Origin of the sequence: Pseudarthrobacter sp. B4EP4b (genome assembly GCF_006680095.1) — a bacterium.
Taxonomy (GTDB): Bacteria; Actinomycetota; Actinomycetes; order Actinomycetales; family Micrococcaceae; genus Arthrobacter.
On record NZ_VHIJ01000039.1, the window covers coordinates 265,307 to 289,937 of the forward strand.

The window sequence follows — 24,631 nt, forward strand, 5'->3', positions numbered from 1 at the left end:
GGCCCTGATGCCTAACCATGGGGTTATCAGATTGCGAACGAGGAGGACCACCATGGGCAGCATGCGTACATCGTCGAAGGAGGAGATGTGGGATGCGGTTCTTGCAGAGCTCGCAGAGCGTCGTCAGGAATTCCATGTTCTTGGCTACGTACCACGCGATTTCATCGAGAAGTTTTTTCCGCTGGGGCTCTACCGTGCCGCGACTCCAATACAATTCGGCGGGGTCGTTATGCCTCCTGCGGACTTCCTGAGGAGCATCGAACGCATAGGCCGGATTGACGGCTCTACTGCCTGGGTCGTGGCGTTTGCGTCGAGCAACACCTATTGCGGGGCCCTTCCGCTCGAAACGCAGGCCGAAATCTACAAGAACGGCCCTGACGTTGTCTTCACTGGCGGCCTGTTCCCCATGCAGAAGGCTGAACGCACTCCTGGAGGTTTCCGGGCCACTGGTCGCTGGAAATTTGCCAGCGGATCCATGGCTGCGGACTACATCAGCGTAGGGCTGCTTGACGATTCCGCAGGGGGCAAACCTCGAGCTGCGGTGCTTCCCGCCGACAAGGTCAAAATCGTTCAGGACTGGGACGTGAGCGGTATGCGCGCCTCCGGCTCGTTCGACACCGTCGTCGAAGACCTTGAGATTCCCCTGGAATGGACCTTCATCCGCGGGGGCGAGTCACTCATTGACGAGCCGCTTTTCCGTTACCCGCTCATCGGATACCAGGCTCAATGCCATGCGGCCATTGGTCTCGGAGTCGCCCAGGGTGCTCTTGATTACGCGCAGTCTGCCGGCTCATACCGGGGAATCACAGGGGCCCCGCCGGTGGGGGAACGCGCCTACTATCGCGTCGAGTTCGCTAAGGCATTCGTTGCTCTCCAGTCAGCACGTTCATACCTCCTTGATGTCGCGGAGGAAGTGTGGGAAACGGTGAGCAAAGGGCAGGAAGTGACCGACGATCAGAAGGCCCGCGTCCGGCTTAGCGCCGTCAACGTGTCAGATACCGCGAGCCAGGTGGTGCACGACGTAGCGAAGGTCTCCGGCGCTGCAGTCATCAACAACTCGCATCCACTGCATCCGATACGGATGGATGCCCAAGTCCCGCAGCTGCACGCATCACTCAGCCAGCACATGTACGACGACGCAGGCGCCGTACTACTGGGTTTGCAGGCCACCACTCCCGGATTCCTGTGACATCAAATCCTGTTGCCCACCACCCATCAACACTGGAGCACTAAGACCATGACCATTGAATTCACCTCAGAGAACATTCATGACGTACATCCAGCAGACCTTGTCCAGGCTGACCGTGTGGCCGCACGGGTCTATACCGACCCGGAAATCTTTGAACTCGAGATGAAAAACATCTTCGAGAAGACTTGGATCTGGGTCGCGCATGAGAGCGAGCTTCCCAGTCCCGGCAGCTTCAAATCGACTTACGTCGGCCGGAACCCGGTCATCGTCACCCGGGACCGCAAGGGGACCTTCAACACTTTGGTCAACCGGTGCCGCCACCGTGGCGCCAGCCTCTGCGAACAGCGCACAGGAAAGTCCAATGGATTCACCTGTCCCTACCACGCCTGGTCTTACGGCCTTGACGGAAAGCTTCGTGGCATCCCATACCCCGAGGGATACGAGGGGGTTATCAAAAAGGAGGAGATGAGCCTGCAGAAGCTTCGTACCGAGAGCTACCGCGGCATCATCTTCGCGACATTCAATGCCGAAGCAGAGCCCCTCGAGGAGTTCCTCGGCGACGCCAAGGTCTGGATAGACCGCTTCCTGCAACAGGGTGGCGACTACCCGATCAAGGTCATTGGAACCCACCGCTTCAAATACAGCGGCAACTGGAAGATCCAGCTGGAGAACACGAGCGACGGATACCATTTCCCCATCGTGCACCGATCCTGGATGGCCACGGTTGACGCGGAAACAGCCAACATGCTCAGCTTCATGACCGACCCCGCCTCGACGTGCCACGACCTGGGAAATGGCCACTCCGTCATGCACATGGTGCCCGAGCACATGGATCTGGGCGCCGACGACGGAACCGAACCGCTCCAACCGCGCTTTGACGACCTGGTCGCCGAACTGAAAGCGGCCGGCGTTGACGACAGTCAGATTCGAAAACAAGTACACGCCATGCACGGCACAGGTTCGAACCTCGTTCTCTTTCCCAACATCGGGCTCTCTTCAGCGTTTTTCCGCGTGCTGCGGCCAATCAGCGCGAACGAGACGATCATCGAACACCTTGCCATCGGCCCCGACGCGCCACCTGAAATCGCCGGCCCGGTGAGCCGTGAACGGCTGCGCGTCCACGAACATTTCCAAGGCCCGTTCGGCTTCGGTACCCCCGATGATGCAGAGGGATGGGACCGCGTGCAGCGAGGAGCGCAAGCATCTCCGGAGATGCCGATCTTGGTCAACCGAGGGCTGAACCGTGAGGTCAGCACTTCCGAAGGCTGGCCCACCTCACACAGCACCGACGAAACCGGCATGCGAGCCGCCTACCAGATGTGGAAGAAGATGATTAGCAATGACTGAAGCCGTAACGATTTCAACCCCGCTGAACACCCCAATCGACGACGCCCGGGTCGTGCGGGCGATCCAGCTGATTTGGCGCGAAGCCGACCTGCTTGACCGCAAGGATTACATCACCTGGAACGAGCTGTACGCCGACGAAGGCATCTACGTCATCCCCGTGGATTCAGAGACTGATGATTTCGACAACAACCTCAACATGGTTTATGACGATGCCCGCATGCGAGCTCTCCGTGTGCAGCGTCTGGTGGAGGGTTATGCGATTTCAGCAGTGGACTCAGCGCGGACAGTTCGTACGGTGTCGAGGTTCGTCCCCGGGGAGGTAAGCGAAGATATCGTTTCCCTTCGCGCCGGCCAAGTGCTGGTGGCACACAAGCGGGGCAACTATGACCTGTGGGCCGCCGATGTCGACTACGTTATCCGGCTGGGACAGACTCCCGTTGATGACCGCATCGTCCGCAAAGCCATCCGCCTAATCGACGCCGGGGACGTGGTGCCGGCTGCCGGATTCCTCCTATGAGGGACGTACTGGTCGTTGAGGTCGCGGAGATCCTCCACGAAGCCGAGGAGATCCGCTCACTGCGGTTGAGAAAGCTCAACGGGGCTCCCTTTACGGCCTTTGAAGCCGGGGCCCATGTAGACGTCGCCGGCCCGACCGGGATTGTGCGCCAATATTCGCTGGCCTCCGACCCTCGCGACTCCTCTTCAATCATGATCGCCATCAAGCGCGAGTCAGCTTCGCGAGGCGGGTCCGAGGCGCTGCACCAACTTCGGGTAGGCGATCACCTCAGGATTGGCAAGCCCCGGAATCTGCTCTCGATCGCCCCCAACGCTGACCGCCACCTGCTCGTTGCAGGGGGCATCGGTGTCACTCCCCTACTCAGCATGTCCTATGAGTTGCACAGCCGCGGCGAAGAGTTTGCCCTCCACTACTTTGCACGGTCAAGGGACCAGCTTGCCTTCGCAGACTTCCTGGAGAACCGTGCGGAGTTCCGTGACCGAGTCACGATTCACCTCGGCACTCCGCGCACGCAGCTTCCTGCAACGCTGTCCTCTATAGGGGAAGGCCTCACGGGATCCAGCCACGTGTACACGTGTGGCCCCAGCGGTTTCATGGCCAAGGTGGCCGAAACCTTCACGCCGGTGGTCGGCACCGACCACGTCCACATCGAACACTTCGCTGCCGAGGAGACTGAAACTTCGAGCAACCGGGCCTTCGATGTCCAACTCGATACTGGTGAGTCCTTTGAGATACCGGCGGATCGTTCGATTCTGTCTGTCCTTGAGGAAAACGGGATCGAAGTTTTCAAGTCGTGTGAAGAAGGTGTCTGCGGATCGTGCGTATCCGGGCTACTGGAAGGAGTTCCCGACCACCGCGACCACTGTCTTTCCGAGGCGGATAAAGCGGCGGGGAAGGACATTGCGCTCTGCGTCTCCCGCGCACTGTCGGACAAGCTTGTCATCGAACTCTATTAAGCCTGAACAAAGAAGGACAGTCAGAATGCGCAGCCAGAAAGAGCGGACAGATACTCCTCCAAGGGATCACCCGGAGCGGAAGTCGCAGTGGCGTCAGGTTCTCGGAAAGTACCCCACCGGCGTCACGATCATCACAACGGTCGATGAGGCCGGACAACCAGTCGGGATGATTGTCGGGACGTTTACGTCGGTCTCCGAAGATCCTCCACTGGTCGGTTTCCTGCCTCAAAAAACCTCATTTACCTATGCCAAAATTGAGAGTGCTGGTCGCTTCCGCGCGTCGGTCCTCGGGGCTGGACATGAAGAGCTGTGCCGCGCATTTTTCCACGCGGCACCCAATGACCGTTTCGCCGGCGAGGAGTGGGAATTCGACGAGGGCGGCATCCCCAGGCTGAAGGACGCTGTTGCCTGGTTTGACGCCACCGTCCACAACATCCACCCTGCCGGTGACCACGTGATGGTTCTTGGCGAGGTAACGGACTTCGGGCTGGGTCCTCGAACAGGTGGACTGCCATTGGTCTTCCTCAACGGCGGGTATGGTTCATTCACGATCCCCCGGCAGGATTTCAACCTCGACAACCTGGGCGGCCAGTTGCGCCTCGCGACAAGCCTCGGGGATGAGGTTGAGGAGTTATCTCACAGCTTGGGACTGGAGTGCTCCATCTCAACGGTAGTTCAGGACACTGTGGTCGTGCTGACGGCATCTGATAGCCGATCACCGTACGTCGGCACTTACTTTCCCTTCGTCGCTCCAATCGATCCCGGCTTCGCGGCCTGGTCAACGCCCGCACTGCACCGCACGTGGACCGAAGGCTCCCGACATCTGAGAGGGCGGGTAGATGCGGCGCTGATCGAGGAAATCCTGACGCTCGTGCGGAAAAACGGCTATGCAATTTCCTTTGGACATACGAGAAGTGAGCAATTCAGCGCAGCCTTTTCGTCAGCTAAAGGCGACTGGGGCACGCTTTCGCCCGTTTGGGATTCCCTCGTGTCCGCCTATGAGGAATACTGCCGGCACCCCGAACCTGCAGCCCATGCAACCCTGATCCAAGTACCAGTCTTTGGACAAGACCAATGCGTGGCCTTCGAAATCGTGGTGAGCGGATTCGGACCTGGCGCCACCAGGGAACGCTTCCGGGAAATCGTATCGCGCACCCTTGATTGCGCGGCCCGGCTAACGGATAAGATCGGCGGCCGCGCCCCTAGCGATTACTCTATCCAGTTGCCCTAAAGGCAATGAACCGCACAAGCATAGGCCCCGGTCCGCACCAATACGGCGGCTTTCCACTAGGCCTTGGAGTCAAGTAGCAGTCGCTAGTGCTGGGCCGGTTTCGGGGTCATCGTGCTCCTGCGTAAACGAATACTTACCTGCCCACACCCCGCTCCTTCCCATGCGCGGGTTGCCGGAGCTGCTCAACGCCATGTGGACGTGGTGGCCACAGACCTTCACTCCACTTTCAGACGAACGATTTGCGAGGAAGCACCATGACCGCTCTGCACTCCATTCCCCTGACCCTCATCGACGGATCGGCCACTGATTTCGGCCGCTTCAAGGGCGAGGTGGTGCTGGTGGTAAACGTCGCCTCCCGGTGTGGTTTCACCCCGCAGTACGCCGGGATGGAGGCGCTGCACAACAAGTTCCGGGAGCAGGGCTTCACTGTCCTTGGAGTTCCTTGTAACCAGTTTGCCGGGCAGGAACCAGCCGCCGACACCGAAATCGCCGAATTCTGCGAACGCAACTTCGGTGTGACGTTTCCGCTGACCACCAAGGCCGATGTCCATGGCGGGAATCAGCACCCGCTCTATGCTGAGCTGACAAAATTCCGGTCCACTGGACTCCCGGAGCAGGTGCAATGGAACTTTGAGAAGTTTCTGGTCACTCGCGACGGGGCCGTCGCGGCACGTTTTGCCTCCGCTGTGGCGCCGGATTCCCCCGAGATCATCGAAGCTGTCCGGGCCGCTTTGAACGAGCCAGGGCAGAACCCCAGTGCAGGCTCCTATAGCTCTTGAGGAAAGAACCCGCATCCGGCGGCGAGACTCGCGGCGTTCCATTATGAGCCTCTACGAAGGCCTCACTTGGAACGGGTAAAGGTTCCCCGGGCACGGGCTACGCCCCCCTTCTCACGCCGGCCTGAAACTGTGGACGTGGATGGGCCCAGCAGCAGCACTGGGAGGGCTCCCAAAACGCAGGCAAAACAGTCCGTTAGGAAACTCGTCAAGCAATCACGTGGGTAATGAACCGGTACCGGCCGGGGTCAACGATGAGCAGCTGTAGTAAAAGCAAAAACAATCGGGGACCCCGGCTGCATCGGGTTCTCCCGCGCTGTATAAATTGTCGGCTCGGCCAGCTCCCCCTACGTGGTGTTAGATCCGGACCCAAAGAGCGTCAGAACAGGGCCCATCACCATTCCAGGACCCTGCCAAGGCCAAGACGCAGATCCCGCACAGAGGCGCCAATGCCAACGGTCACTCGCGTTTGTCCGCTCCCACTACCGGCTTCATTCGTTCACCCAGCGTCTACTCGATGTGATCCGTGTGTTCGTGGCGACATGGCGGGGGTCGGGACTCCAGCATCCACTACTTCCTCGTGAAGCCGGGCAACATTCGGCTGGATGGCGATGTGGGCGGAGGTGCGGTAATGGACACCGGCTATTGTGGGTGAACGACCCCGCATCGATCTGCAAACCGTCTTCGTGCCGTCGTTCTCCCCGGTGGTGCCAAGGGCACCCTGGTTTCCGTCTCCGGGACCGGATCCGCCAAAGTGCGGCCCCTCTATCAGGGTGAATCCCATTCGTTTGTATGTGCAGTAGGCGACGGAGCGGTCCCGGATCTCTATGCGGGAACCACGGGTTTAGAAGGTTTCTCCAACTCGGCAGGGCGTCCAAGGCATGCAACAGACAGTTGCGTGAAGGTTTACCGCACCGGCGACGACGAGCGGGGAGCGACCGTCCGGCAAGAGTCGGGGTACGTGGCTGCTGCCGAGCTCTGGTCGGCAGAGAGATAACTGAGGGAGCACCAGCCGCTGCTCTACCGGAAAAGGAAATCCGCTTTCGGGGTGATCTGGCTGCCTCACTTCGGCCAGGCCTAACCTGGCTGATGCAGGTAGACTCCGGCCTATTTGACGTCCGATGGGTGCTTTGCGAGCGGCACCACCGTGATGTCCATATAGGGGAACAGCGGAAGATTTTGCAGGACCTCGTGGAGTTCATCGTTCGAATCGACGTCGAAGATGGAGTAGTTGGCGTACTCCCCCACTACGCGCCAGATTTCCGGCCACTTGCCGGTGCGCTGCAGATCCTGGGAATAGGCCTTTTCCCGGGCCTTGACTTCGGCGGCTTCGGCCGGCGCCAGGTTCTCGGGCAGTTTGACGTCCATGTGGACCAGGTACTTCATGGTGTCCTCCCAATGGTTAGCGGTCAGTGCGGTAATGGTCCAGCTTGTCCTCGTCAATGGCAGTGCCTACGCCCGGTTCCTCGGGAACGCGGATGCGTCCGCCGGTGATGGCCAACGGCTCGGCCAGAAGATCGTCGGACATGTCCAAGTAGTTGGACAGTTCTGCTGCGCGTTTTGCCGTATGTGCGAAGGCTGCGCCGAAGGCAACGGACGCGACCGTACCCACTTGGGTGTCGATCTGGTTCCCAATGTAGACATCGATACCCATGCCCTCAGCCATCCCGACGATTTTGGCGGCCTCCGTAAAACCGGAGCGCGCTGTCTTCACTGCCAGGAGGTTTGCGCCGCCGGTCAGGATTTCCCGCGCTGCTTCACCGAGGTTGGCAGCGGATTCATCAGCAGCGATGGGAATGGGCGCATTTTCCACCAGGCGGCGGCGGCCCAGTACTTCGCGGGCGTCGTCAGGTTCCTCGAGGAACTGCAGGCCCAGATCGGCCGTGCGCCGCAATACCTCGGCCGCCTCGTTGGCGGACCAGCCGCGGTTGGCGTCCATGTAGAGCTCGGCGTCCGCGCCGAGCCCTTCCCTTAGGACTCGGGCGGCTTCGATGTCAAGGTGGAGCGGGTTGCGTCCGGTTTTAAGCTTGAATGTGTTGATGCCATATGTCCCTCGAAATTCCAAGGCCAATGCCAGCAGTTCCTCCGCTGGTTTGAAGCCGAGCATGTGGGAAACCCGCAACGAGTCGGAGTAGCCGCCCAGGAGTTTCGTCACGGGCTGTCCAAGCGTTTTGCCGATAGCGTCCCAGACCGCGATATCAACGGCGCCCTTGGCTGTCTGGTTGTGGACCGTCCGGTGAAGTGTTGTCTGCATCTTCTCGCGGTCGAAAATGTCCACGCCGACCAGCTGAGGGGCGAAAACGTCTTCCACGATGGCAACAATCGATTTTTGCGTTTCACCGTATGTGTAGGGGCGCGGCGGCGTGTCCGCGGTGCCCACTGCCCCGTCGTCCGTGCGCAGCCGGATCAGGACATGGTCTGCCTCGTGCACGGAACCGGATGCGAAGTGCAGCGGTTGGAGGTACGGGATTGAGTAGGGTATCGCCTCAATGGATGCGATCTTCATCGTTCAGGAAGCCTTTCATCAGGCAACAGATGTGGACCCTGGCAGGCGGAAACGGGTGCACCGCGGGATCGGCGTCTTGGGGAAACCACATTCGCGGGCGCCAAAGAAGTTCCGTTTGGCGGGTACGACAAGGTGAAGCCTCGCGAGGAGGCTTCACCTTGTCAGGAGCGTTTTGGTCTTCCCTGTCTATCAGTCCTCGGGGTCGAGGATGAAGTCGTAGGTCACTTCGCGGCCGTTTCCTCCAGCGCGTTCCGTCGGCACAAGGATCAGCTCGGGCTTTACGGCCGAAGCGATGTCGTCATCAACATGTTGATCACCCGGGAAGTACAGCTGTGTGGTGATGAGCTGGTGTCCCGGCGCCGAAACCTTGACGTGGAGGTGGGCTGGGCGCCACGCATGCCAGCCCGCTGCTGAGATGAGTGCTCCGCAGGCGCCGTCGGTGGGAATCTGGTAGGGCGCTGGCTGCACAGTGCTGATCTGAAATTTGCCCTGTTCATCCGCAACGATAGAGCCGCGAAGGTTCCACTCCGGCAGGCCGGGGGCGAACTGGGAGTAGAAGCCGCGGTCATCGGCATGCCACAGCTCGATCAGGGCACCAAGGAGCGGTTCGCCGGCCGTATTACGGACCTGTCCCTGCAACAACAGCGCGGTGCCCGGCTCATCTTCTCGCATCGGAAGGGTTGCCGGTGTGCGCAGGGTCGGCGCGTTGGGAATGTAGTAGGGACCCTCGATAGTGCCCTTCGAGCCGTGGCGATTGGCATTGGCTACTTCCTCCACCGAATGCTCGACCCAGACATCCAAGAACAGCGGCCACTCGCCGTCTTCCCCCACCTGTATAAGCCAAGCCTTGAATGCGTTGTATTCGTCGTAGCTCACTCTTTCTTCAAGGACCGTTTCATTAATCGCTTTAATGACGCGCCCTGCGAGAGTAGCAACGCGTTCTTGGCTTGCGTCAGCCGCGAACTTCTTGTTTTCTCTGAAGCGCGCGGTTGCTCCAGCTCCCGAAGCTGCTGCGGTCGCTTGGGTTTCGGTCGTCATGTTGACTCCTTTGTCGCTGCACGCTCGGCGTGCCTTTTTCGATGCCCGCCAACTCAATTCTGGCGGCGGATAGAGGATAGATCTGACATTTTGCGCGCTGGCATACCTGCGCGGTTTATTCAGCACGCGGGACGGGATTACTTGGATAGGAACACCACGAAATGCCGGTCCCGCAGCGCCGACTGACTTGATTTGCAGCCAAACACAAGCGGGCTGGTACAGCGATTAGATCTTTGCCTTATACTTCGCGAGAGGATTGACCAGCAACCGCAGGGCACGGTCGAAGAAGAATCCCAGGACTCCCAGAGTGATGATGCCGACAAATGTCCAATCGATACGGCCGTAGTTGCGGGAGGTCCATATCAGGACGCCTAGCCCTTGATCAGCGGCGACCATTTCAGCGGAAACGATGGTCAGGAAGCTGTTTCCCAGTGCCAGGCGCGCGCCCGTGACGATATGCGGAACAGCGGACGGAAGGACAATGGAATAAAGCGTCTGGAAACGGCTTGCACCCAAACTGGCTGCCGCCCGGAGCTTCGTCCCATCCGTTGCTACTGCGCCAGCCATTGTATTAATAACCACAACGAATACGGAAGTATAGAAAATCAGGAGAATCTGAGATATGTCGCCGAGACCGAACCAAACGACGGCAAGCGTCACGAATGCGATCGGAGGGATAAAGCGAAAGAACTCAATATAAGGCTCGGCGAATTCGCGAATTATTCTCACACGTCCCATAAGCAGCCCCAACGGTGCGCCAACGGCAACGCCGAGCAGCCATCCGAGGATAATCCGATAGCTTGAAGCGGTGATTGCCTCCCAGAGCGTCCCATCAGTCAGAAGCTCCAAAGCTGCTTCTGCCGTCTTGACGGGGGAAGCAACCAGGGCCGGCCCGAACTGCAGAGACAGAAGTTGCCAAATGACCAACCCGGCCAAGATAGACATACAAGGGATTGCAAGCTTGCGAAATTGAAAACCATACCGCGCACTCGGTCGTGCGATCGGCGGCGTAGCCCGTTGGGCCACCTGTACCTGCGTCATGAATTCTCCTTAGCGAGCCCCTGGTTACGGAGCGCTGCTCGCACTTCTTCGCCAATATCTGAACGGAGCTTCTTGTGCAACTCGATTGCCCCTGCCGAGGTCTCGTCCCTCGGCCGGGGAAGATCCACCTCATAGCTGGACTTGATTTTCGCTTTCGGTCCCGCAGACATAACCAGGATCCGGTCGGCGAGTAAAATTGCCTCGTCAATATCGTGCGTGACGAAAACTATGGTGCAACCGCTTTGCTGCCATATCCGATCCAATTCGGTCTGCATAATGTGACGCGTTTGGGCGTCCAACGCGCCGAAAGGTTCATCCATAAGGACCACTCGTGGTTCGTTGGCGAGGACCCGGGCGATCTGCGCTCTTTGGCGCATCCCTCCGGAAAGCTGCGAAGGAAATTTATCCGAGGCTCCCGTCAAACCCACCAACTCAAGGTGCCGCTCTGATATTCGACGCCGTTCCGAAGAAGCCACGCCCCGCATCTTGGCGCCGTACTCGACATTCTGCCGGATGGTGAGCCAGTCGAATAGCGCCTCGGTCCCCTGAAAGACCATGCCCGTTTCCGGGCTCGGTCCATTAACCGGTTGGCCGTCAATGAGGAGGGAACCACCCTTGATCTTGTCAAAACCGGCCACAGCGGTAATGAGCGTCGACTTCCCACACCCACTTGGACCGAGAAGGCAGATAAACTCGCCGGGCGCCGCGGCAAAATCAACGCCATCAACCACCATGAAGTTTCCGAAGCCTAGTTGGACTCCTTCGGCGGCAAGGGCCGCTCCTGCCTTCGTCGGAAGGGTTTCTGTTTCGGGCATCATACTGACCTCAATCACTTCACATTTTCCGAATACCAGGACGGGATGAAGATTGTCTTCAACGCTGGTGCTTGTTTCAAGGTTCCGGCCTTGACGAAGAAGTCGGCCTGCTGTGCTACGGCGCTGTAATCTGATTCTTTGTAAGCTCGGGCGCCATAGTTCACAATCGCCATATCCTTTTCGCTCTGGTTTTTATCGCCCCCGGTCGCTTTAGCAATAGCAGCAGAGGCCTTTTCAGGTTCGCTCCGAATGAAGTCCGAAGCCTGTTGCAGGACCTTCGCGATCGTTACCACTTCGGTTGCATTCTGGTCAATCCACCCCTGGCTGCCTGCCATGACCTGCATGATCGGCTGACCGAAGGATCCGCTGTCCTTCAGGACTGTCAGCCCCATCGCGACTCCTCGGCTAGGCCAGGGCTCCCAAAGCACGAACGCGTCCACATCGCCTTTCTGGGCGAGGCTGGGAAGGGTCGCCGGGTCGCTGGAAACGAACTTAATATTCGCGGGATCGATGCCTTCAGATTGCAGATAAGCGTGGGCGAGAAAAGTACTCAACCCTGGAACTACGCCGAAGGTCTTGATGTCAGCGGCCGCTTTGATGGCCGGCCGTGCGACTACCTTCGTGTAGGAACCTGAATCCAAGTAAACAAATGGGGCGCGCAGATCCGGGTTTTCCGCTGCAACCGAAAGAAGCGTCGTCGGACTGGAGCCCGCGAGCTGGACCTCTTTGCCGGCAATTGCTTGGATCGCGTCGCCGCCAGCGGCGAATTTCCTGATCTTGACGTTCAGGCCGGCCTTCTTGAAGAGCCCCTGGGCATCCGCTACAAAAAACTGCCCATAAGTGGCATCGGCACCTACGCCGATAGTAATTTGGTTGGTCGAGCCGGATGTGCCAGAGCTAGCCCCATCCGCACCACTGGCGCACCCGGCAAGCAAAAATATGGCAAGAGCACCAAAGAGCATCTTTAGCACCCAACGATGACGTGTCTGCATGGGTTCAATTCCTTTGTCTGGGCCAGCCCAGCGCTGACCTGAGCGGGGCATAGGAATCAAGGTCCTCCTCGATCCCTGTTGAACTCAACACACAGGTTCGCTGAGCGGACCAAACAGCTGGGCCGGAGCCTTTTGTGACGGGGATAACCACTCAGAGGCGGCTGGTGGCAGTCACCCGGAGATGGCGGGTCCGCTCAACGAACCGAGGCGCCCAATCCTTCAGTCGGACGATGCAGGCTATGAGAACCCTTACTCCTAGCGTGAGAGGCTTTTCCATGCGCGCCGCCCTGATTCACGAGTGGAACACTCCCCCCCTCATTAGCGATGTTGCCGAACCGCACCGTCTTCCCGGCGAGACTCTCGTCCAAATTGATGCTGCAGCGGTAGGCCACCTTGACATCACCGTGGCAACCGGCGAGTTCACCCTGCAGCCGCCACTGCCCTATGTCCCAGGCGTGGAGGGATCAGGGACTGTGCTTGAATCGGACACGTTCGAGCCCGGGACTCAAGTAATTCTCCGGGACGGAACGATAGGCGTGGACCGTAACGGCACCTGGCGCGAACGGGCCGCTGTTCCTGACGCTGCGCTGACTCCACTCAGAATTCGTGTAAATCCGAGCGTCGCGGCGACCTTCTTTGTCCCGACTGCAACTGCTTACATCGCCCTGCACGACCTCGGAAGCCTCAAAAACGGCCAGACCGTCATCATTTCTGGCGCTACCGGAGCCGTGGGCTCAATGGCCGTCCAACTCGCGCTTCAAGCGGGCGCAAACGTGATCGCACTCGTCTCACGGTCCTCACGTCTGGCGCACCTGCCCGACGGCGTACGTGGGATAACAGCAGATGATGCGGCAGCGTCCGCCCTTCTCGCAGCCGAACGACCGGCCGACCTGCTCTTAGACACTATCGGCGGCTCCGACCTAAGCCAACGAATCAAATGGGTAAGGACAGGAGGAAGGGCAATTTGCGTGGGATACACAGCCGGCGCGAAATTCACTATCGATCTACCAAACTGGTTACTCACTGACGTCAGCATCGTGCCCCTGAGTCTGATAAGCAAGCAAGCACGCGCCAAGGAAGTCATAGCGCAGCTGTTACCCAAGATCGCCGATGAAACTATCCGCGTCGATTTCACCGAGTTCCCGTTCGAACAGACAGCAGACGCACTCCACCTGCTCATGAGCAGGGAAATTCGTGGACGGGCTGTAATCCGCTTTTAACCATGGGCCGGCCTGCTAGGCCCGGTACCAGTACTTACCCTCGGAGGAGCCACGGGTCGCCTGCCCCATGCGGAATCATTCGTCCAGATTCTTTGGACCTTTTCGACTGTTCTCAATGACCGCACCGCCGGTTACGTCCGACGCCGCTATGCGTAGGGCCCATAACTTGAAAGGAAGTAAGCCATCTTGGACCTACCAAAATACCTTGCCCTCTTGTTCGATCAGCAGACTTTGGACTTCGCCGCTTGGGAGAAGGAACTCTCACGCAGTAGGGTCACGTTGACATCGTCAGCATGGGCTGGCTGGTATGACGAAGACAGTTAGCGCAACTCCTGCAGTGCGGCCTCTCCGTGGGGAAACAGCGATTCGATGTAGCTCCCGCCAGCCCACGTGTTAAGCCGGGGCTTCAGAATCTACCCGTCCCGCTTTGATGTGATGCCTCCGGCGTTTCGCGGCTGAGCATTCGATGGTGAGGGCGGCAGCACTACAGCGGCGTATGGCTGACCTACACCCCAACCTGACATTAGGCAGCCGTGCGAATTTCGTCAGAATAGAGTCAGGAGATCGATTTCTGCACATGCCCTGTGGAAACCCTTAGATGTCAAACTGACGAGGGCCAGACGCGATTTTCATCCGTTTTAGGGTGGGACGAACGTGTGGACCTAAGCCGAAGCGGACCAGACTCCTGGACCCTACGTACTCTCCGAGGTGCCCGAGGGCTGGGCTGGAGCCAGCGGGGTCTGCGTTTGGCACTCGGGGTGAAGATCAGTTGTTGGAATACGCCCGAGTCTTGCGCCTTGAACAGGGAAGGAATAATTCGCCTCTGCCGGCGCCTCCGTCGTGGCTATTTCGTTGGCAAGTTGAGCCCCCACCAGCAGGAAGGTGTCAAGATAACAACATGCAGTCACGGCTCTTCGACCTCAGTTCCACCTGGCACCTCCCCGCGACCACTGCACAAGTGTGGGCCATCATCGCCGACATCGACATGAGCTGGCCGCAGTGGTGGCCGCATTGCACTTTCGCTGCCCCGTTGACCCGCAGAGAGACCACGAGTAGCTCGACCGAGGACATCCTTAAGGCAACCACCGCGTACCTCAGGTTCAAAGCCATTTTGGGTTACTCCCTCACCATCAGCATCCACCCAACTGATGTCGTCGCGCTGCGCAAGATAGATTTTGACGCCGGCGGCGACCTCCAGGGCAGTGGGCGTGTAACACTGATTCCCGAAGAACAAGGCCAAGCAACGCGTATGGACATCGAGTGGAGGGTGCGCCCCACTCAGCGCTGGATGAATCTGCTGACACCTGTCGCAGGGCCAGCCTTTACCGCAGCCCATGCCCTGTTGATGCGCCAAGGTGAAAGCGGGCTGATAAGTGCCTTAGCAAAGGCGGACAGAAACAGTCCTGTCGACCCGTCTACACCACTCTAGGCACCCGTTCGAGACAGTCTTAGTATGGAACCAGCCGAGTTGGGGGATCCGCGATGAACCCCCTTTCGAGCACTGCTGGAACACAAAAGACGGGGGAAACGATGAGCATTCACGCCAGTCTCTCGGCCAGCCTCCGCCGCCAAGAAACCCCGCCCCCAGAAGATTGGGAAACCACCTTCCGGAATATGGTCCTTTACGACCTCGCAGCGGACATGGAGCTTGGCTTCTTCCTCTCCTATTACAGAAACTTCGCCATTCCAAGCATCGCAGCCACTCTTCACGCCAACGGCGAAATTCAGGAACGCCCTATGAAGCGCTCCTACGACACGGCAATTGTCATCTATGAGCTTGTCTCCAATGGCTTGGACAGCGACCGGGGGAGGCCACTGGTCACCTTGCTCAATCGGGTCCACCGGCATGTCCCCGGAAGCAATGATGACTTCCTTTACGTCCTGCTCACGCTGTTGGTAGTCCCGATCCGATGGTGCCAGCAGCATGCCTGGCGTCCGCCGACGAGTGCAGAGCTCGCTGCTGCCTCGCGCTTTTTCGCTGAGTTGGGTTCTCGCATGAACATCGCCGGTATGCCCGCCAACTACGCTGAAGCCGAGCGATTCTTCGACAGCTACGAATCAACGCACGTCGCTCAGTCAGCTAAAGGCCAAGACTTGATGGACGCCACCGTTCAGGTGTTCCGAAACCGGCTGCCACGCCCACTACGCCCCTTCGCGGGAAGAATCATCAGCACGATGCTTGAGGATGACCGTCTTGTCGATGCCCTAGGACTTCCTCAGTCCGGATGGGTTTCTAGAGCAGCACTCGGAGGAGGACTGCGCATTCGCAATACCTTCCGCCGGCGTCGACCCCTGCAACAGAAGCCGCACTTCACTCCGGGCAAATCCGGCTCATCGTTGTACCCGGACGGATACTCCTTGAGTCAGATCGGCCCGATCAACGTTCCCCGCCCGCAAAACGGCAAAAGCAATGAACTATCGTGAAGCCCGAAGAATAGCGCGCAGGGCGGAGCATGGCTTCGGCCTACCGAGAGACGCCACTCTTCAGTTCATCCAGGACAAGCTGGAGTCACAGCGGGGCAGGGACATACAGGTCGATGAACTTCCCGGCTTGTCGGGAACTGAACTATGCGGCATCTGGCTGGTTTGTGCCGACCGCGACCTAGTCTTGCACGCGCCAGTGAAATCTTCCTGGCACCGGCAGCAGATAATCCTGCACGAGTTCAGTCACATGATTCTCCACCATGACCTACAAAGGGTCGGCCAAGAACTGGCGACTACCCTCCTGCCCAACCTCGACGTGGACATAGTCCGAGTGCTTGGCCGCAGCAGCTACACCGATGACGCCGAGCTGACGGCAGAAATCCTGGCTGACCAGCTCGCAACACGAATTATCAACAGCGATGTCGGTGCCCCGGCAGAGCCCTTAGCTTTTCGCCGGGTTTTCGGCTGATGGAGGTAATGCCGGCCGCCGCTCTTTGGATTCTTACTGTTTTGCGCCTCCCGGCCGCATTCGATCCAGACCGCGGAAGCGTATTTCGTGCCACTATCTTGGCCGCAATTGCCTGCACGCTTTACGTCCCCGCCGTTTACTACGCGGTCGATCCCTTGCTCGGGGGGCACAACCGCGTAGGGTTGGTCACCTTGTTGTCGTTGCTCCTCGGGTTCTGGCAGTTTCGCAGCGCGATACTGCAAGCCGCGGTTTCGGACGCCAAAGTACGACGGCGGCAACTCGCCTTGGGCCAGCGGGTCACCTTTGTGGTGTGCACGGCGGTTACGGCGGGTTTTCTCGGAAGCCGCGTAGAGGAGACAGATCCCAACCTCCCCTTGACCTACGGTGACCAACTAGGGATGGCAGTCTTCCTTTGGGCGGGATCAGCCCTCATCATGTGGGTCTGTCTCGATATAGCCCGGGTTTGCCGCAGCCACGTTCCCCATATGCGGGCCCGTACATTCCGGTCGGCATTCACCCTCATCGCCGGTGGTTGTATCCTGTTTGCCCTGGTCCTGGTCGACCGGCTGCTCTACGGGATCGTGTCCGGGGCCGAGGACGCTGACAGCCCCGCTGCCGCCGCACTGAACAGCTTCTACTGGATAGGCGAGACCTGCGCCGTTCTACTTGTCAGTCTCGGGCTACTCCTCCCCCGCCTTGCAGGCCATCCTACACAGGACCTCTTCGGCCTACGTTTGAGGATGCTTCTCATGGAGGTCAGGCCCATCTGGAACAACGTAGCCTACCGCCGACGCGAGCTCGTCTTGCGGGATCGGCGCGCGACCCTATTTCTATTCTTCTGCCGCCACGTCGAAACCCAGCTTCATCGGCGCCTCGTGGAGATTCGCGATTGCGAGATGGCTAACCCCCAAGTGCGGGAACAGCTCAGCGCACACGATGCATCAGTCATCGAGCGCGGCGAACGTGCCCTTGAGCACCGAAAGAAGGCTTCCCAGCCATATAGGCAGTAGTGCGCGACTCGTCCAAACGCCGGGCGCATGCATGCCATCACCTAGACCAAGCATCCGGACAGTCAACGAATCCTTTACTGCCCACAACAGGCTCACGCCGACCGTCCATCGACTCCCTCAATCCTTCACACCTCTGGCATCCAAGGCCCTCAGCGTGAGAGCTGCCCACGTCGGGTCATGTCGGGAGACGGTATCGCACAAATGAACACACATGACCACCAAGAAATGCGAAGAGTGCCCCGAGAGCTTCAAGTCTTCCCGTCAGACACAGCGCTTCTGCTCAACGCGCTGTGCCAACAGGCAACGGGACCGCCGCCGACGTCGTGCTGGCAGCACCCCTGCCCTGTCACCGAACGCAGACTCGCCAGCCACTGACATCGCGGCCCAGTTGAAAGCAACGAAGCGAGAACTAGAGTCTAAGAAGAGGTCGTGCCAACGGCACCGGGAAGTACTCCAGTCCAAGCTCCGCTCCCAAGCCAGCGAAATCGATCGGCTCAGCGCAGAAAACTCCGAGCAGAGAGCCAGCAACAACCTCCTCCAGTCAGAGGTCGCCCGCCTCAAACGTGCTCAAAGAATCAATGTCCAGGACCTGGCACATATCTCTGCCTGGCTGGTCTCCCTTGCTGAGGCAAAAGGCGTCGCGCTCGATCGAGCAGCCCTCGAAATATTCCGCCGCCGCGGATGGGATCCATCGAGGCGCCTGACTGGAGCGCCGCGGCTATGACCATGTCCATAGCGCGGCTCTCTGCACAAGCAGGCCTGCGCTACCTGTTCAAGACGACCATGATGGACGACCTCTCCACTTCTCCCCCGGACGCAACCACCTACTACATGATGGCCGGCACTCCGGAAGGCCGATGGATGGGCAGTGGGCTCAAAGGGATCAACAGAACTCCCGCTGAGCGGGTCTCCGAGACGGACGCGAAAGCAGTCTTCGACTTAGCAATCCACCCCGACACGGGCGACCCGTTGGGCCGCCCCCATAGCCAGCCCACCGCCGTCGACACCAAGACCGGCCCGCCCATGTTGAGGCACGCCGTCGTCGGCTTCGACCTAACCTTCAGCGTGCCGAAGTCGGTGTCCGTCTTATGGGCACTAAGCCCTCGCAGCATCCAGGACCGCATCCTTCGAACTCATCACGACGCCGTCGAGCAAACTCTTGCCTGGCTCGAAGAGAATGTCATCCACACCCGCGCGGGACGGAACGGAGTGGCCCACCTCGGCACAATGGGCGCCATCGCGGCAGCCTTCGACCACTGGGAATCCCGCACCGGCGACCCACAGCTTCACACGCACCTGGTCATAGCCAACCGCATCCAGCGCATCACCGACGGAGCTTGGGTCACCCTCGATTCCCGCACCCTGTACAAGGCCGCCGTCGCCGCCAGCGAACACTACAACGGACTCCTCTTTGACGCCCTCCACGGGCAGCTCGGAAGCGACACCGATATCCGCAACCCCGTCACCAGCACCCAGAACCCGGGCCAGCAGCTAACAGGCATAGATGAAGAACTCATCCGCGAATTTTCAAACCGGTCCCGTCTCATCAATGTGGAAACTGACCGCCTCGTCGCCGAATGGGTCACCGATCACGGTCATCCCCCAACTTCCGCAACGATTATCAAGCTCCGTCAGAAGGCCACGCTAACCACCCGTATTCCCAAGGCCGAATTGCCCACACCTCTTCATCAACTCTCGGGCCAATGGCGGGGTCGAGCGATCGGTAAAGGTTTCCAACCGGCCGACGTCCTCGCTGCCACCATCAACCGCTCCCGGGTTTCCCCCTTTACGTTTACGGATCTCCCTTTTGATTGGATCGATGCCGTCGCAACCCTTGCCCGTGAACGCGTCGCCGGCAAACGCTCAACCTGGAACCGTTGGAACCTTCTTGCCGAAGCCGAACGGGTCTGCGCACAGATACGTTGCGTATCGCCTTTAGACCGGAATGCACTGATGGATGCCGTCGCCACCGCCGCCGAACATCAGTCCGTGGCACTGAACGAGTACCGGTACGCCGCCCCAGCAGACGCCGGACCCGACCTCAGGGTCAGGCGAGGCAGTGTCTTCGACTTCCAAGGATCGCGAATCTACACGGATACCTCTACGCTCGCCTGCGAGGACGCGATCATCATGGCAAGAAACGACGACGGCGGCCCAGTAGTCCGCGCGGACGTCATCATGGACGTGATTGACCTGGTCCATCAGTCCGGGAGGCCTGCGCTGCACTCCGACCAGCGCGCCGCCGTCGGGAGCGTCCTTCTGAGCGGCAATCGCCTCGACGCCATCGTCGGACCAGCCGGCACGGGAAAGACCACGACTTTGGGCACGGTCAAAGCGATATGGGAAGCCGAGCACGGCGCAGGCAGCGTCATAGGACTTGCCCCTGCAGCGGCGAGTGCGGAAGTGCTGGGGCGCGAACTCGCTATGGCTACAGAAAACGTCACGAAATGGCTGCACGAGTCGGAGGGCAGAGGGGCAAGTTCACGAGCCGAACGCTTCATGGACGTTCAGACCAGCCTGACCAGCGGTCATGCCGGCGAGCGTTGGACCCTCGCACTCGCGCAGGAAGCTGCCCGGCTCGCTGCAATTCAGCAGCAATGGTGCTTTCGCTCGGACCAGCTCGTCATCATCGATGAAGCTTCCATGGTCTCGACGTTCCAACTCGCTGCCCTTGTCCAGCAGGCACAGGAGGCAGGGGCGAAGATCCTCCTGGTCGGTGACCCCGGCCAGCTGGACGCGATCGACGCCGGCGGAGTCCTCGGATGGCTGGACCGCCAAGGAAAGACGACCCGGCTCAGCAGCATCTGGAGATTCCATGAGAAGTGGGAGGGCGCATCATCCCTGAAGCTGCGGAATGGAGACTACTCAGCGATCAAAGACTATGAGCAGCACCGCCGGATCAGGCACGGTACCTACTTGGACATGGTCGATCAGGCATATCTGGCTTGGCAGGCCGATATGCTGGCGGGCAAGTCCTCCATCCTTATCGCAGCCGACAATGACACCGTCGGCATGCTCAACGAACGCGCCCAAGCCGACCTCGTGGCGAAGGGTCAGGTGGACCCCGAGCTGAGCGTCCTGCTCAACGATGGTCTTTATGCCGGTTCCGGGGACACCATCATTGCCCGGGGAAATAATCGCAGGCTCGTAGACGGTCAAGGTGACTTCGTCAGAAATGGGACACTGTTCGACGTCGAAAGCGTCAGTAGGCGGGATGGATCGCTTCTGGCGGTGCGGCGCGAAACAGGAGCGAGGGTGGTACTCCCCCGCACCTACCTCGAGTCGAGCGTTGAGTTAGGCTACGCAACGACCGCACACCGCTCGCAGGGCATCACAGTTGACACCGGTCACACCGTGGTCACCCACGGCCGGCTCACCCGCGAGCTCCTCTACGTAAGCATGACCCGGGGCCGTTTCGGCAACTTTGCCTACGTCAGTGAAGGCGATGACTCGGAGCATCCCGCCGTTGATCCCTCCCTGCAGCTGTCGTGGCGAAGCATTCTGGGCGAGGTGCTGGCTGCGGAAGGTGCGGAGCGGACCGCCCATGAGGTCCGCGACGCAGAGCGCAGAAAGGCAGACAGCCTTGAGCGGCTTTACGCAGAGTACGACTACTTGGCGCAGATTGCAGCCGCTCAAAGCCTCGCGCAATGCTTAAACGGGCAGGACGGCGGATCATCACTTGAACTCGAAAAGTCACCTTCGTGGGGCGCTGCCGTGGCAGCGTGGCGAAAGGCCGTCGCCATCAGCCGTCAGGGCGCTGAACGTGTCCTGGAGCAGACACTCCGAGATACGGCAGGTGCAAACGATCCCGCAGCTGTACTCAGCATGCGGTTGCGCCGCTCTCTAAGGGGAATGCCGACGGCGACATCGAACCCTTCGGACGAGGCCCTGGCAATCTCCCGTCCCGACTTAGCGGAGATAGTCGATCAGGTCCGCGAACGTATCCGGAAGCGGACGGAGGCCGTCACCATGGCCGCCATAATGCAGGATTTCGAGTGGAAAAACAGCCTGATCGATTTCCTCGGTAGCGGCGGAAGTTCCGGGCAACTGATCCGAGACATCGCTTTGTTCAGGGACAGGTGGGGGCTCTCGGACTCTCCCCTACCATTGGGGGCGCCGCCGTCCGACCACGAATGGGAACAACGGGGTCACAGGGAAAGACTTCAAAACGCAATCGACGCCGCTCAGAATGCTCTGAGTACACTTCCGCCAAGGTCCAGTTCAGAGAACATGACTCATCCCCAGCAAGTCGTCCTTACCAGCGCTGGCTGGCAGCTTTAAGCTGGATGAAGAGGCATGACGATGGTCGTAAACCCGACGGTGAAACCCAGAGTTGTGACACCTGGGCTGGTATGGGCCAGCGCAGGTGTCCTGGTTACCCTCGTCCTTTTTCTTGTATTTGTCGTTGTGGCCGGGCCTCCCTCCTTGTGGGAAGTAGTTGTCAGCGGTCTCCTCCTGGCGGCCGCGTTGCTTCTAGCCGCGCTATGGCGGAAACGGGTCAACCAACGCAATACCTGGCTTCTCGACGCAACGGAAAGATGGAGGTCCTTCGACAATGCCAAGCTGGCAAGCGGGACGACCACAGAGGTAACACTTCTCAGCGTTGATGCAGTACAACCCACGGGTTCGTGGGTCACCATCAGATGGGATCGCTTTGACCATGTTCAGTCGGCTTGGATAGAGGCCCTGCCAGATCCGCTCTGGCCTGGATCTGTCTTGCTCATATCACCCGACCGCGCGCAGGTTATGCCCGGTGCACCGTGGCCGGACACCTATTACATACGAGCAGCCGATTGCCTGGCTTGGGCGCCACATGATGGGCGACCCGTCATGCTGCGTGCGCCGTCGGTTGTTCAGCCGGGCTACCCCTCAATGTAATCAGTCCTCGCGAGGGCGGGCGAGGAGTCGCACGCCCTTGATTCAAGCTCTGATCCAAACCGATATTCGAACTTATGTTCTAATAGATGTCGTGATCAAGGGTGGCAGTCCAGAGGATGTCGAGCGCATGATGGCTCGCATGGATGCGGAAGCCACCCGTCCGATTGACGACCCGGCACCCATCCGAGAGTTCCCCAAGTTCGGCCGACCACTGGTCTACGTTGGCGGTATCTATGGCAAAGCCGTGGGGTGGACGCAAAAGTACGGTCTCATCGAATGGCTGGACTCTTCCGGAAAGTACCACATGGGGTGGGCCCACTCCTCGAGCATTAAACGGTTGCAGCCGGAAGAGTGGAAGGGCAGTAGCAGGCTCTAAGCGAACTGGTTGAGACCTCGGTGGACGCGGGACGGCCTGGCCCCAAGAGGACCAGGCCGGATGCCACTTCATTTTGGTTGTAATGGGCCGGAGCAGTGCCACCCCTATTTAGGAGTCAGCGGACGAAACCGCAGTCACAGGCTGATCTCGTTCCGCACCGGCCCGCCTAAAGGGGGCACTGCAACCGGCCCCTTCGTGGCGATGCTGTAGGCGGGTTGGGCTGCTTCAGGGGCTGGCTGCAGACCAGCTCCCATTGCAGCTTCGGGACCAGCCGCCGCTCGTGGAGAACGGTGATACGCAGCCGTGCCAAAGCGGAGGTCTGGACCGATGGTTTCAGCCACGATGCGCCGCGCTTCACGCTTCTCTCCATCCTTTTCGAAGGCGCGGAACTCAAGTTCGCCCGACACCGTAACTGGGTCGCCCTTCTTCAAGGAGTTCGATGCGTTTTCGGCGAGCGCCCGGAACGCCGAGACGTTATGGAAAACAGGCTCGCCGTCCTGCCAGGATCCGTCTGCTCCTTGAATCCGTTGATTCACAGCGACCCGCAATTTGGCGTGCGCAACACCCGACTCCCCATACGTGAGCTCGGGGTCGGCAACGAGATTGCCGACGATGTTGACCGGAATCTTGGTGCTCATATCTTCTGTCCTTTCCTTCGCAGACGGGGCGGTCCCGTCCAACGCTTTTGGTCGGCTACGGGCCCGATATCTCCAACCCTCGCGAGGGCGCACCCGGCTGCTGCAGGCCCGCATAGGTTTCCTGGCCCTGGAGCCTAGGACCGGCGTCAGCCGCCGGAACCTTTCCACCGGTACCCGGAGGATCCGTTACTTCAAGAATCTCCTTGCTGGCCGCAGTGACCCGGCCCAAGACGGACTTCGCTATGTCCACTCGAGAAGCAGGTTGTCTCCCGGAGGAGTCGTTACCCGCGGCTGAATGCTCCGCCTCAATAACCGCGTCAGCCCAGCCCGATAGGTAGCTTGCTGACTGGGGACCCCGGTCAATTCCGTGCGCTTTAAGCACGGTGTACGCAACTGACTCGGCTTCGACTTCAGCTAGCCCGCGGTGGTCCACGCTGCTCCCATAAAGCTTGCCCACGGCATCGTCCGGACCGTGCAGGAGAACATGCCCAAGCTCATGCGCCAGCACGGCAATACGTTCCTCAGGGTTTAGCCAACCGCCCACTTGGACCTGGCGCTGAGCGAAGTCAGTGAAGCCGCTTGTCAGTCCGTACTGCGCGTCCGTGACGTGGATTGAGAAACCATGAGCCCGGCCAACTCCAGCCAACGCTTCCCACAGCTGAGGCGCCTCGGAAGACGAATGATCAGCTGGTCTCGGGACCAATAGCGGATGACCCTGGGTTTGGGAAACGTCAAAGACCGCTTGGCCGCGCCACCCGGTAATAAGAGTCTTCTTCCCCTCATCAACCGCCCCTCTGGGAAGCTTGTTCCCCACAGGAACGCGCTGACGTGTTCCATCGGGCAGAAGCAGCTGTTGAACGCGGGCGGTCCTGGGCGCAATGACCCAGAGGGCATGCTCACCCCGGAGGACAGTGCGGCCATGCCGTTCCCATTCTTTATACCCCGCTACGAGCGTCGGCTCATCGGTCCCCCGCTGCGCCATCTGCATCATCAGTAAAGCAACGTTCCCACCGGAATAGCGCCATAAAGTGGCGGAAGCGTCCAGCAACACTTGCCAATGTGACGGTGACTCGACCGCCTGCTCCAGGATGGAGTGCAGACCATCCATCAACGCGGCGACGCGTTCCTCCGGCGCCATCCGGCGAGCGCCCACCCCGTCCGGAGCAGAATTCTGGTCAGACGGGACGGTGGAGGGAACTTCAGATCCA

Annotated in this window: 21 protein-coding genes; 13 read left to right on the plus strand and 8 right to left on the minus strand. The window is 59.7% G+C overall.

Annotated features, from left to right (window positions below; genetic code table 11):
- Nucleotides 1–52: 52 nt before the first annotated feature.
- The 6 genes from FNL14_RS14685 (at nt 53) to FNL14_RS14710 (ending at nt 6,019) form a co-directional block, all read left to right on the plus strand.
- Complete coding sequence (locus FNL14_RS14685) at nt 53–1,189, plus strand: acyl-CoA dehydrogenase family protein (protein ID WP_220126185.1); 1,137 nt, start codon at nt 53–55, stop codon at nt 1,187–1,189.
- Between the two features lie 48 nt (nt 1,190–1,237).
- Nucleotides 1,238–2,536, plus strand: coding sequence for an aromatic ring-hydroxylating dioxygenase subunit alpha (locus FNL14_RS14690; protein WP_142061213.1), 1,299 nt, complete (start codon nt 1,238–1,240; stop codon nt 2,534–2,536).
- A complete protein-coding gene (locus FNL14_RS14695) occupies nt 2,529–3,053 on the plus strand; it encodes an aromatic-ring-hydroxylating dioxygenase subunit beta (RefSeq protein ID WP_142061215.1) in 525 nt (174 codons plus the stop codon). Before FNL14_RS14690 ends, FNL14_RS14695 begins: the two co-directional genes overlap by 8 nt.
- Entirely contained in the window at nt 3,050–4,009 is a 960-nt protein-coding gene (locus tag FNL14_RS14700; RefSeq protein ID WP_142061217.1) for a PDR/VanB family oxidoreductase, read from the plus strand. The genes FNL14_RS14695 and FNL14_RS14700 overlap by 4 nt, the downstream gene beginning before the upstream one ends.
- 25 nt (nt 4,010–4,034) lie before the next feature.
- Nucleotides 4,035–5,240 (plus strand): flavin reductase family protein, encoded by a 1,206-nt coding sequence (locus FNL14_RS14705; RefSeq protein ID WP_142061219.1) that lies wholly within the window; start codon nt 4,035–4,037, stop codon nt 5,238–5,240.
- Between the two features lie 254 nt (nt 5,241–5,494).
- Nucleotides 5,495–6,019, plus strand: coding sequence for a glutathione peroxidase (locus tag FNL14_RS14710; RefSeq protein WP_142061221.1), 525 nt, complete (start codon nt 5,495–5,497; stop codon nt 6,017–6,019).
- 1,104 nt (nt 6,020–7,123) lie between these two features.
- On the opposite strand, the gene catC is transcribed toward FNL14_RS14710, so the two are convergent.
- From catC to FNL14_RS14740, 6 genes are all read right to left on the minus strand, one after another.
- Complete coding sequence (gene catC / locus FNL14_RS14715) at nt 7,124–7,402, minus strand: muconolactone Delta-isomerase (RefSeq protein WP_142061347.1); 279 nt, start codon at nt 7,400–7,402, stop codon at nt 7,124–7,126.
- A gap of 16 nt (nt 7,403–7,418) precedes the next feature.
- Nucleotides 7,419–8,522 carry a mandelate racemase/muconate lactonizing enzyme family protein gene (locus FNL14_RS14720; RefSeq protein ID WP_142061223.1) on the minus strand — a complete coding sequence of 368 codons (1,104 nt, stop codon included), beginning with the start codon at nt 8,520–8,522 and terminating at the stop codon, nt 7,419–7,421.
- A gap of 189 nt (nt 8,523–8,711) precedes the next feature.
- Nucleotides 8,712–9,560, minus strand: a complete 849-nt coding sequence (gene catA, locus FNL14_RS14725) for a catechol 1,2-dioxygenase (protein ID WP_142061225.1) — start codon at nt 9,558–9,560, stop codon at nt 8,712–8,714.
- Between the two features lie 225 nt (nt 9,561–9,785).
- Complete coding sequence (locus FNL14_RS14730; RefSeq protein ID WP_142061227.1) at nt 9,786–10,601, minus strand: ABC transporter permease; 816 nt, start codon at nt 10,599–10,601, stop codon at nt 9,786–9,788.
- Complete coding sequence (locus tag FNL14_RS14735) at nt 10,598–11,419, minus strand: ABC transporter ATP-binding protein (RefSeq protein ID WP_220126186.1); 822 nt, start codon at nt 11,417–11,419, stop codon at nt 10,598–10,600. The genes FNL14_RS14730 and FNL14_RS14735 overlap by 4 nt, the downstream gene beginning before the upstream one ends.
- 11 nt (nt 11,420–11,430) lie before the next feature.
- Nucleotides 11,431–12,408 (minus strand): ABC transporter substrate-binding protein, encoded by a 978-nt coding sequence (locus tag FNL14_RS14740; protein ID WP_181762655.1) that lies wholly within the window; start codon nt 12,406–12,408, stop codon nt 11,431–11,433.
- Between the two features lie 275 nt (nt 12,409–12,683).
- On the opposite strand from FNL14_RS14740, the gene FNL14_RS14745 reads away from it, so the two are divergent.
- From FNL14_RS14745 to FNL14_RS14780, 7 genes are all read left to right on the plus strand, one after another.
- Complete coding sequence (locus tag FNL14_RS14745) at nt 12,684–13,628, plus strand: zinc-binding dehydrogenase (RefSeq protein WP_142061231.1); 945 nt, start codon at nt 12,684–12,686, stop codon at nt 13,626–13,628.
- Between the two features lie 898 nt (nt 13,629–14,526).
- On the plus strand, nt 14,527–15,057 hold the full coding sequence (locus FNL14_RS14750) for an SRPBCC family protein (protein ID WP_142061234.1): 531 nt from the start codon (nt 14,527–14,529) through the stop codon (nt 15,055–15,057).
- A 101-nt stretch (nt 15,058–15,158) separates the two neighbouring features.
- Nucleotides 15,159–16,052, plus strand: coding sequence for an oxygenase MpaB family protein (locus FNL14_RS14755; RefSeq protein ID WP_142061236.1), 894 nt, complete (start codon nt 15,159–15,161; stop codon nt 16,050–16,052).
- Complete coding sequence (locus FNL14_RS14760; RefSeq protein WP_142061238.1) at nt 16,039–16,521, plus strand: hypothetical protein; 483 nt, start codon at nt 16,039–16,041, stop codon at nt 16,519–16,521. The genes FNL14_RS14755 and FNL14_RS14760 overlap by 14 nt, the downstream gene beginning before the upstream one ends.
- Before the next feature lie 98 nt (nt 16,522–16,619).
- Nucleotides 16,620–17,531 (plus strand): DUF6545 domain-containing protein, encoded by a 912-nt coding sequence (locus tag FNL14_RS14765; protein ID WP_142061240.1) that lies wholly within the window; start codon nt 16,620–16,622, stop codon nt 17,529–17,531.
- A gap of 681 nt (nt 17,532–18,212) precedes the next feature.
- Nucleotides 18,213–21,812, plus strand: coding sequence for a MobF family relaxase (mobF, locus tag FNL14_RS14775; RefSeq protein WP_142061242.1), 3,600 nt, complete (start codon nt 18,213–18,215; stop codon nt 21,810–21,812).
- 634 nt (nt 21,813–22,446) lie between these two features.
- Nucleotides 22,447–22,785 carry a hypothetical protein gene (locus FNL14_RS14780; protein WP_142061244.1) on the plus strand — a complete coding sequence of 113 codons (339 nt, stop codon included), beginning with the start codon at nt 22,447–22,449 and terminating at the stop codon, nt 22,783–22,785.
- Between the two features lie 134 nt (nt 22,786–22,919).
- Here the strand turns inward: FNL14_RS14780 and FNL14_RS14785 are convergent, their stop codons facing one another.
- Nucleotides 22,920–23,423, minus strand: coding sequence for a single-stranded DNA-binding protein (locus FNL14_RS14785; RefSeq protein ID WP_181762658.1), 504 nt, complete (start codon nt 23,421–23,423; stop codon nt 22,920–22,922).
- A 55-nt stretch (nt 23,424–23,478) separates the two neighbouring features.
- On the minus strand, nt 23,479–24,561 hold the full coding sequence (locus FNL14_RS23845; protein WP_220126187.1) for an ArdC-like ssDNA-binding domain-containing protein: 1,083 nt from the start codon (nt 24,559–24,561) through the stop codon (nt 23,479–23,481).
- Between the last annotated feature and the right edge of the window lie 70 nt (nt 24,562–24,631).

What these genes read in the sequence shown, in the direction of transcription:
- FNL14_RS14685 (WP_220126185.1), top strand. Translation starts at nt 53, where the DNA reads ATGGGCAGCATGCGTACATCGTCGAAGGAGGAGATGTGGGATGCGGTT.
- FNL14_RS14690 (WP_142061213.1), top strand. Translation starts at nt 1,238, where the DNA reads ATGACCATTGAATTCACCTCAGAGAACATTCATGACGTACATCCAGCA.
- FNL14_RS14695 (WP_142061215.1), top strand. Translation starts at nt 2,529, where the DNA reads ATGACTGAAGCCGTAACGATTTCAACCCCGCTGAACACCCCAATCGAC.
- FNL14_RS14700 (WP_142061217.1), top strand. Translation starts at nt 3,050, where the DNA reads ATGAGGGACGTACTGGTCGTTGAGGTCGCGGAGATCCTCCACGAAGCC.
- FNL14_RS14705 (WP_142061219.1), top strand. Translation starts at nt 4,035, where the DNA reads ATGCGCAGCCAGAAAGAGCGGACAGATACTCCTCCAAGGGATCACCCG.
- FNL14_RS14710 (WP_142061221.1), top strand. Translation starts at nt 5,495, where the DNA reads ATGACCGCTCTGCACTCCATTCCCCTGACCCTCATCGACGGATCGGCC.
- catC (WP_142061347.1), bottom strand. Translation starts at nt 7,402, where the DNA reads ATGAAGTACCTGGTCCACATGGACGTCAAACTGCCCGAGAACCTGGCG.
- FNL14_RS14720 (WP_142061223.1), bottom strand. Translation starts at nt 8,522, where the DNA reads ATGAAGATCGCATCCATTGAGGCGATACCCTACTCAATCCCGTACCTC.
- catA (WP_142061225.1), bottom strand. Translation starts at nt 9,560, where the DNA reads ATGACGACCGAAACCCAAGCGACCGCAGCAGCTTCGGGAGCTGGAGCA.
- FNL14_RS14730 (WP_142061227.1), bottom strand. Translation starts at nt 10,601, where the DNA reads ATGACGCAGGTACAGGTGGCCCAACGGGCTACGCCGCCGATCGCACGA.
- FNL14_RS14735 (WP_220126186.1), bottom strand. Translation starts at nt 11,419, where the DNA reads ATGATGCCCGAAACAGAAACCCTTCCGACGAAGGCAGGAGCGGCCCTT.
- FNL14_RS14740 (WP_181762655.1), bottom strand. Translation starts at nt 12,408, where the DNA reads ATGCAGACACGTCATCGTTGGGTGCTAAAGATGCTCTTTGGTGCTCTT.
- FNL14_RS14745 (WP_142061231.1), top strand. Translation starts at nt 12,684, where the DNA reads ATGCGCGCCGCCCTGATTCACGAGTGGAACACTCCCCCCCTCATTAGC.
- FNL14_RS14750 (WP_142061234.1), top strand. Translation starts at nt 14,527, where the DNA reads ATGCAGTCACGGCTCTTCGACCTCAGTTCCACCTGGCACCTCCCCGCG.
- FNL14_RS14755 (WP_142061236.1), top strand. Translation starts at nt 15,159, where the DNA reads ATGAGCATTCACGCCAGTCTCTCGGCCAGCCTCCGCCGCCAAGAAACC.
- FNL14_RS14760 (WP_142061238.1), top strand. Translation starts at nt 16,039, where the DNA reads ATGAACTATCGTGAAGCCCGAAGAATAGCGCGCAGGGCGGAGCATGGC.
- mobF (WP_142061242.1), top strand. Translation starts at nt 18,213, where the DNA reads ATGGGATCCATCGAGGCGCCTGACTGGAGCGCCGCGGCTATGACCATG.
- FNL14_RS14785 (WP_181762658.1), bottom strand. Translation starts at nt 23,423, where the DNA reads ATGAGCACCAAGATTCCGGTCAACATCGTCGGCAATCTCGTTGCCGAC.
- FNL14_RS23845 (WP_220126187.1), bottom strand. Translation starts at nt 24,561, where the DNA reads ATGGCGCCGGAGGAACGCGTCGCCGCGTTGATGGATGGTCTGCACTCC.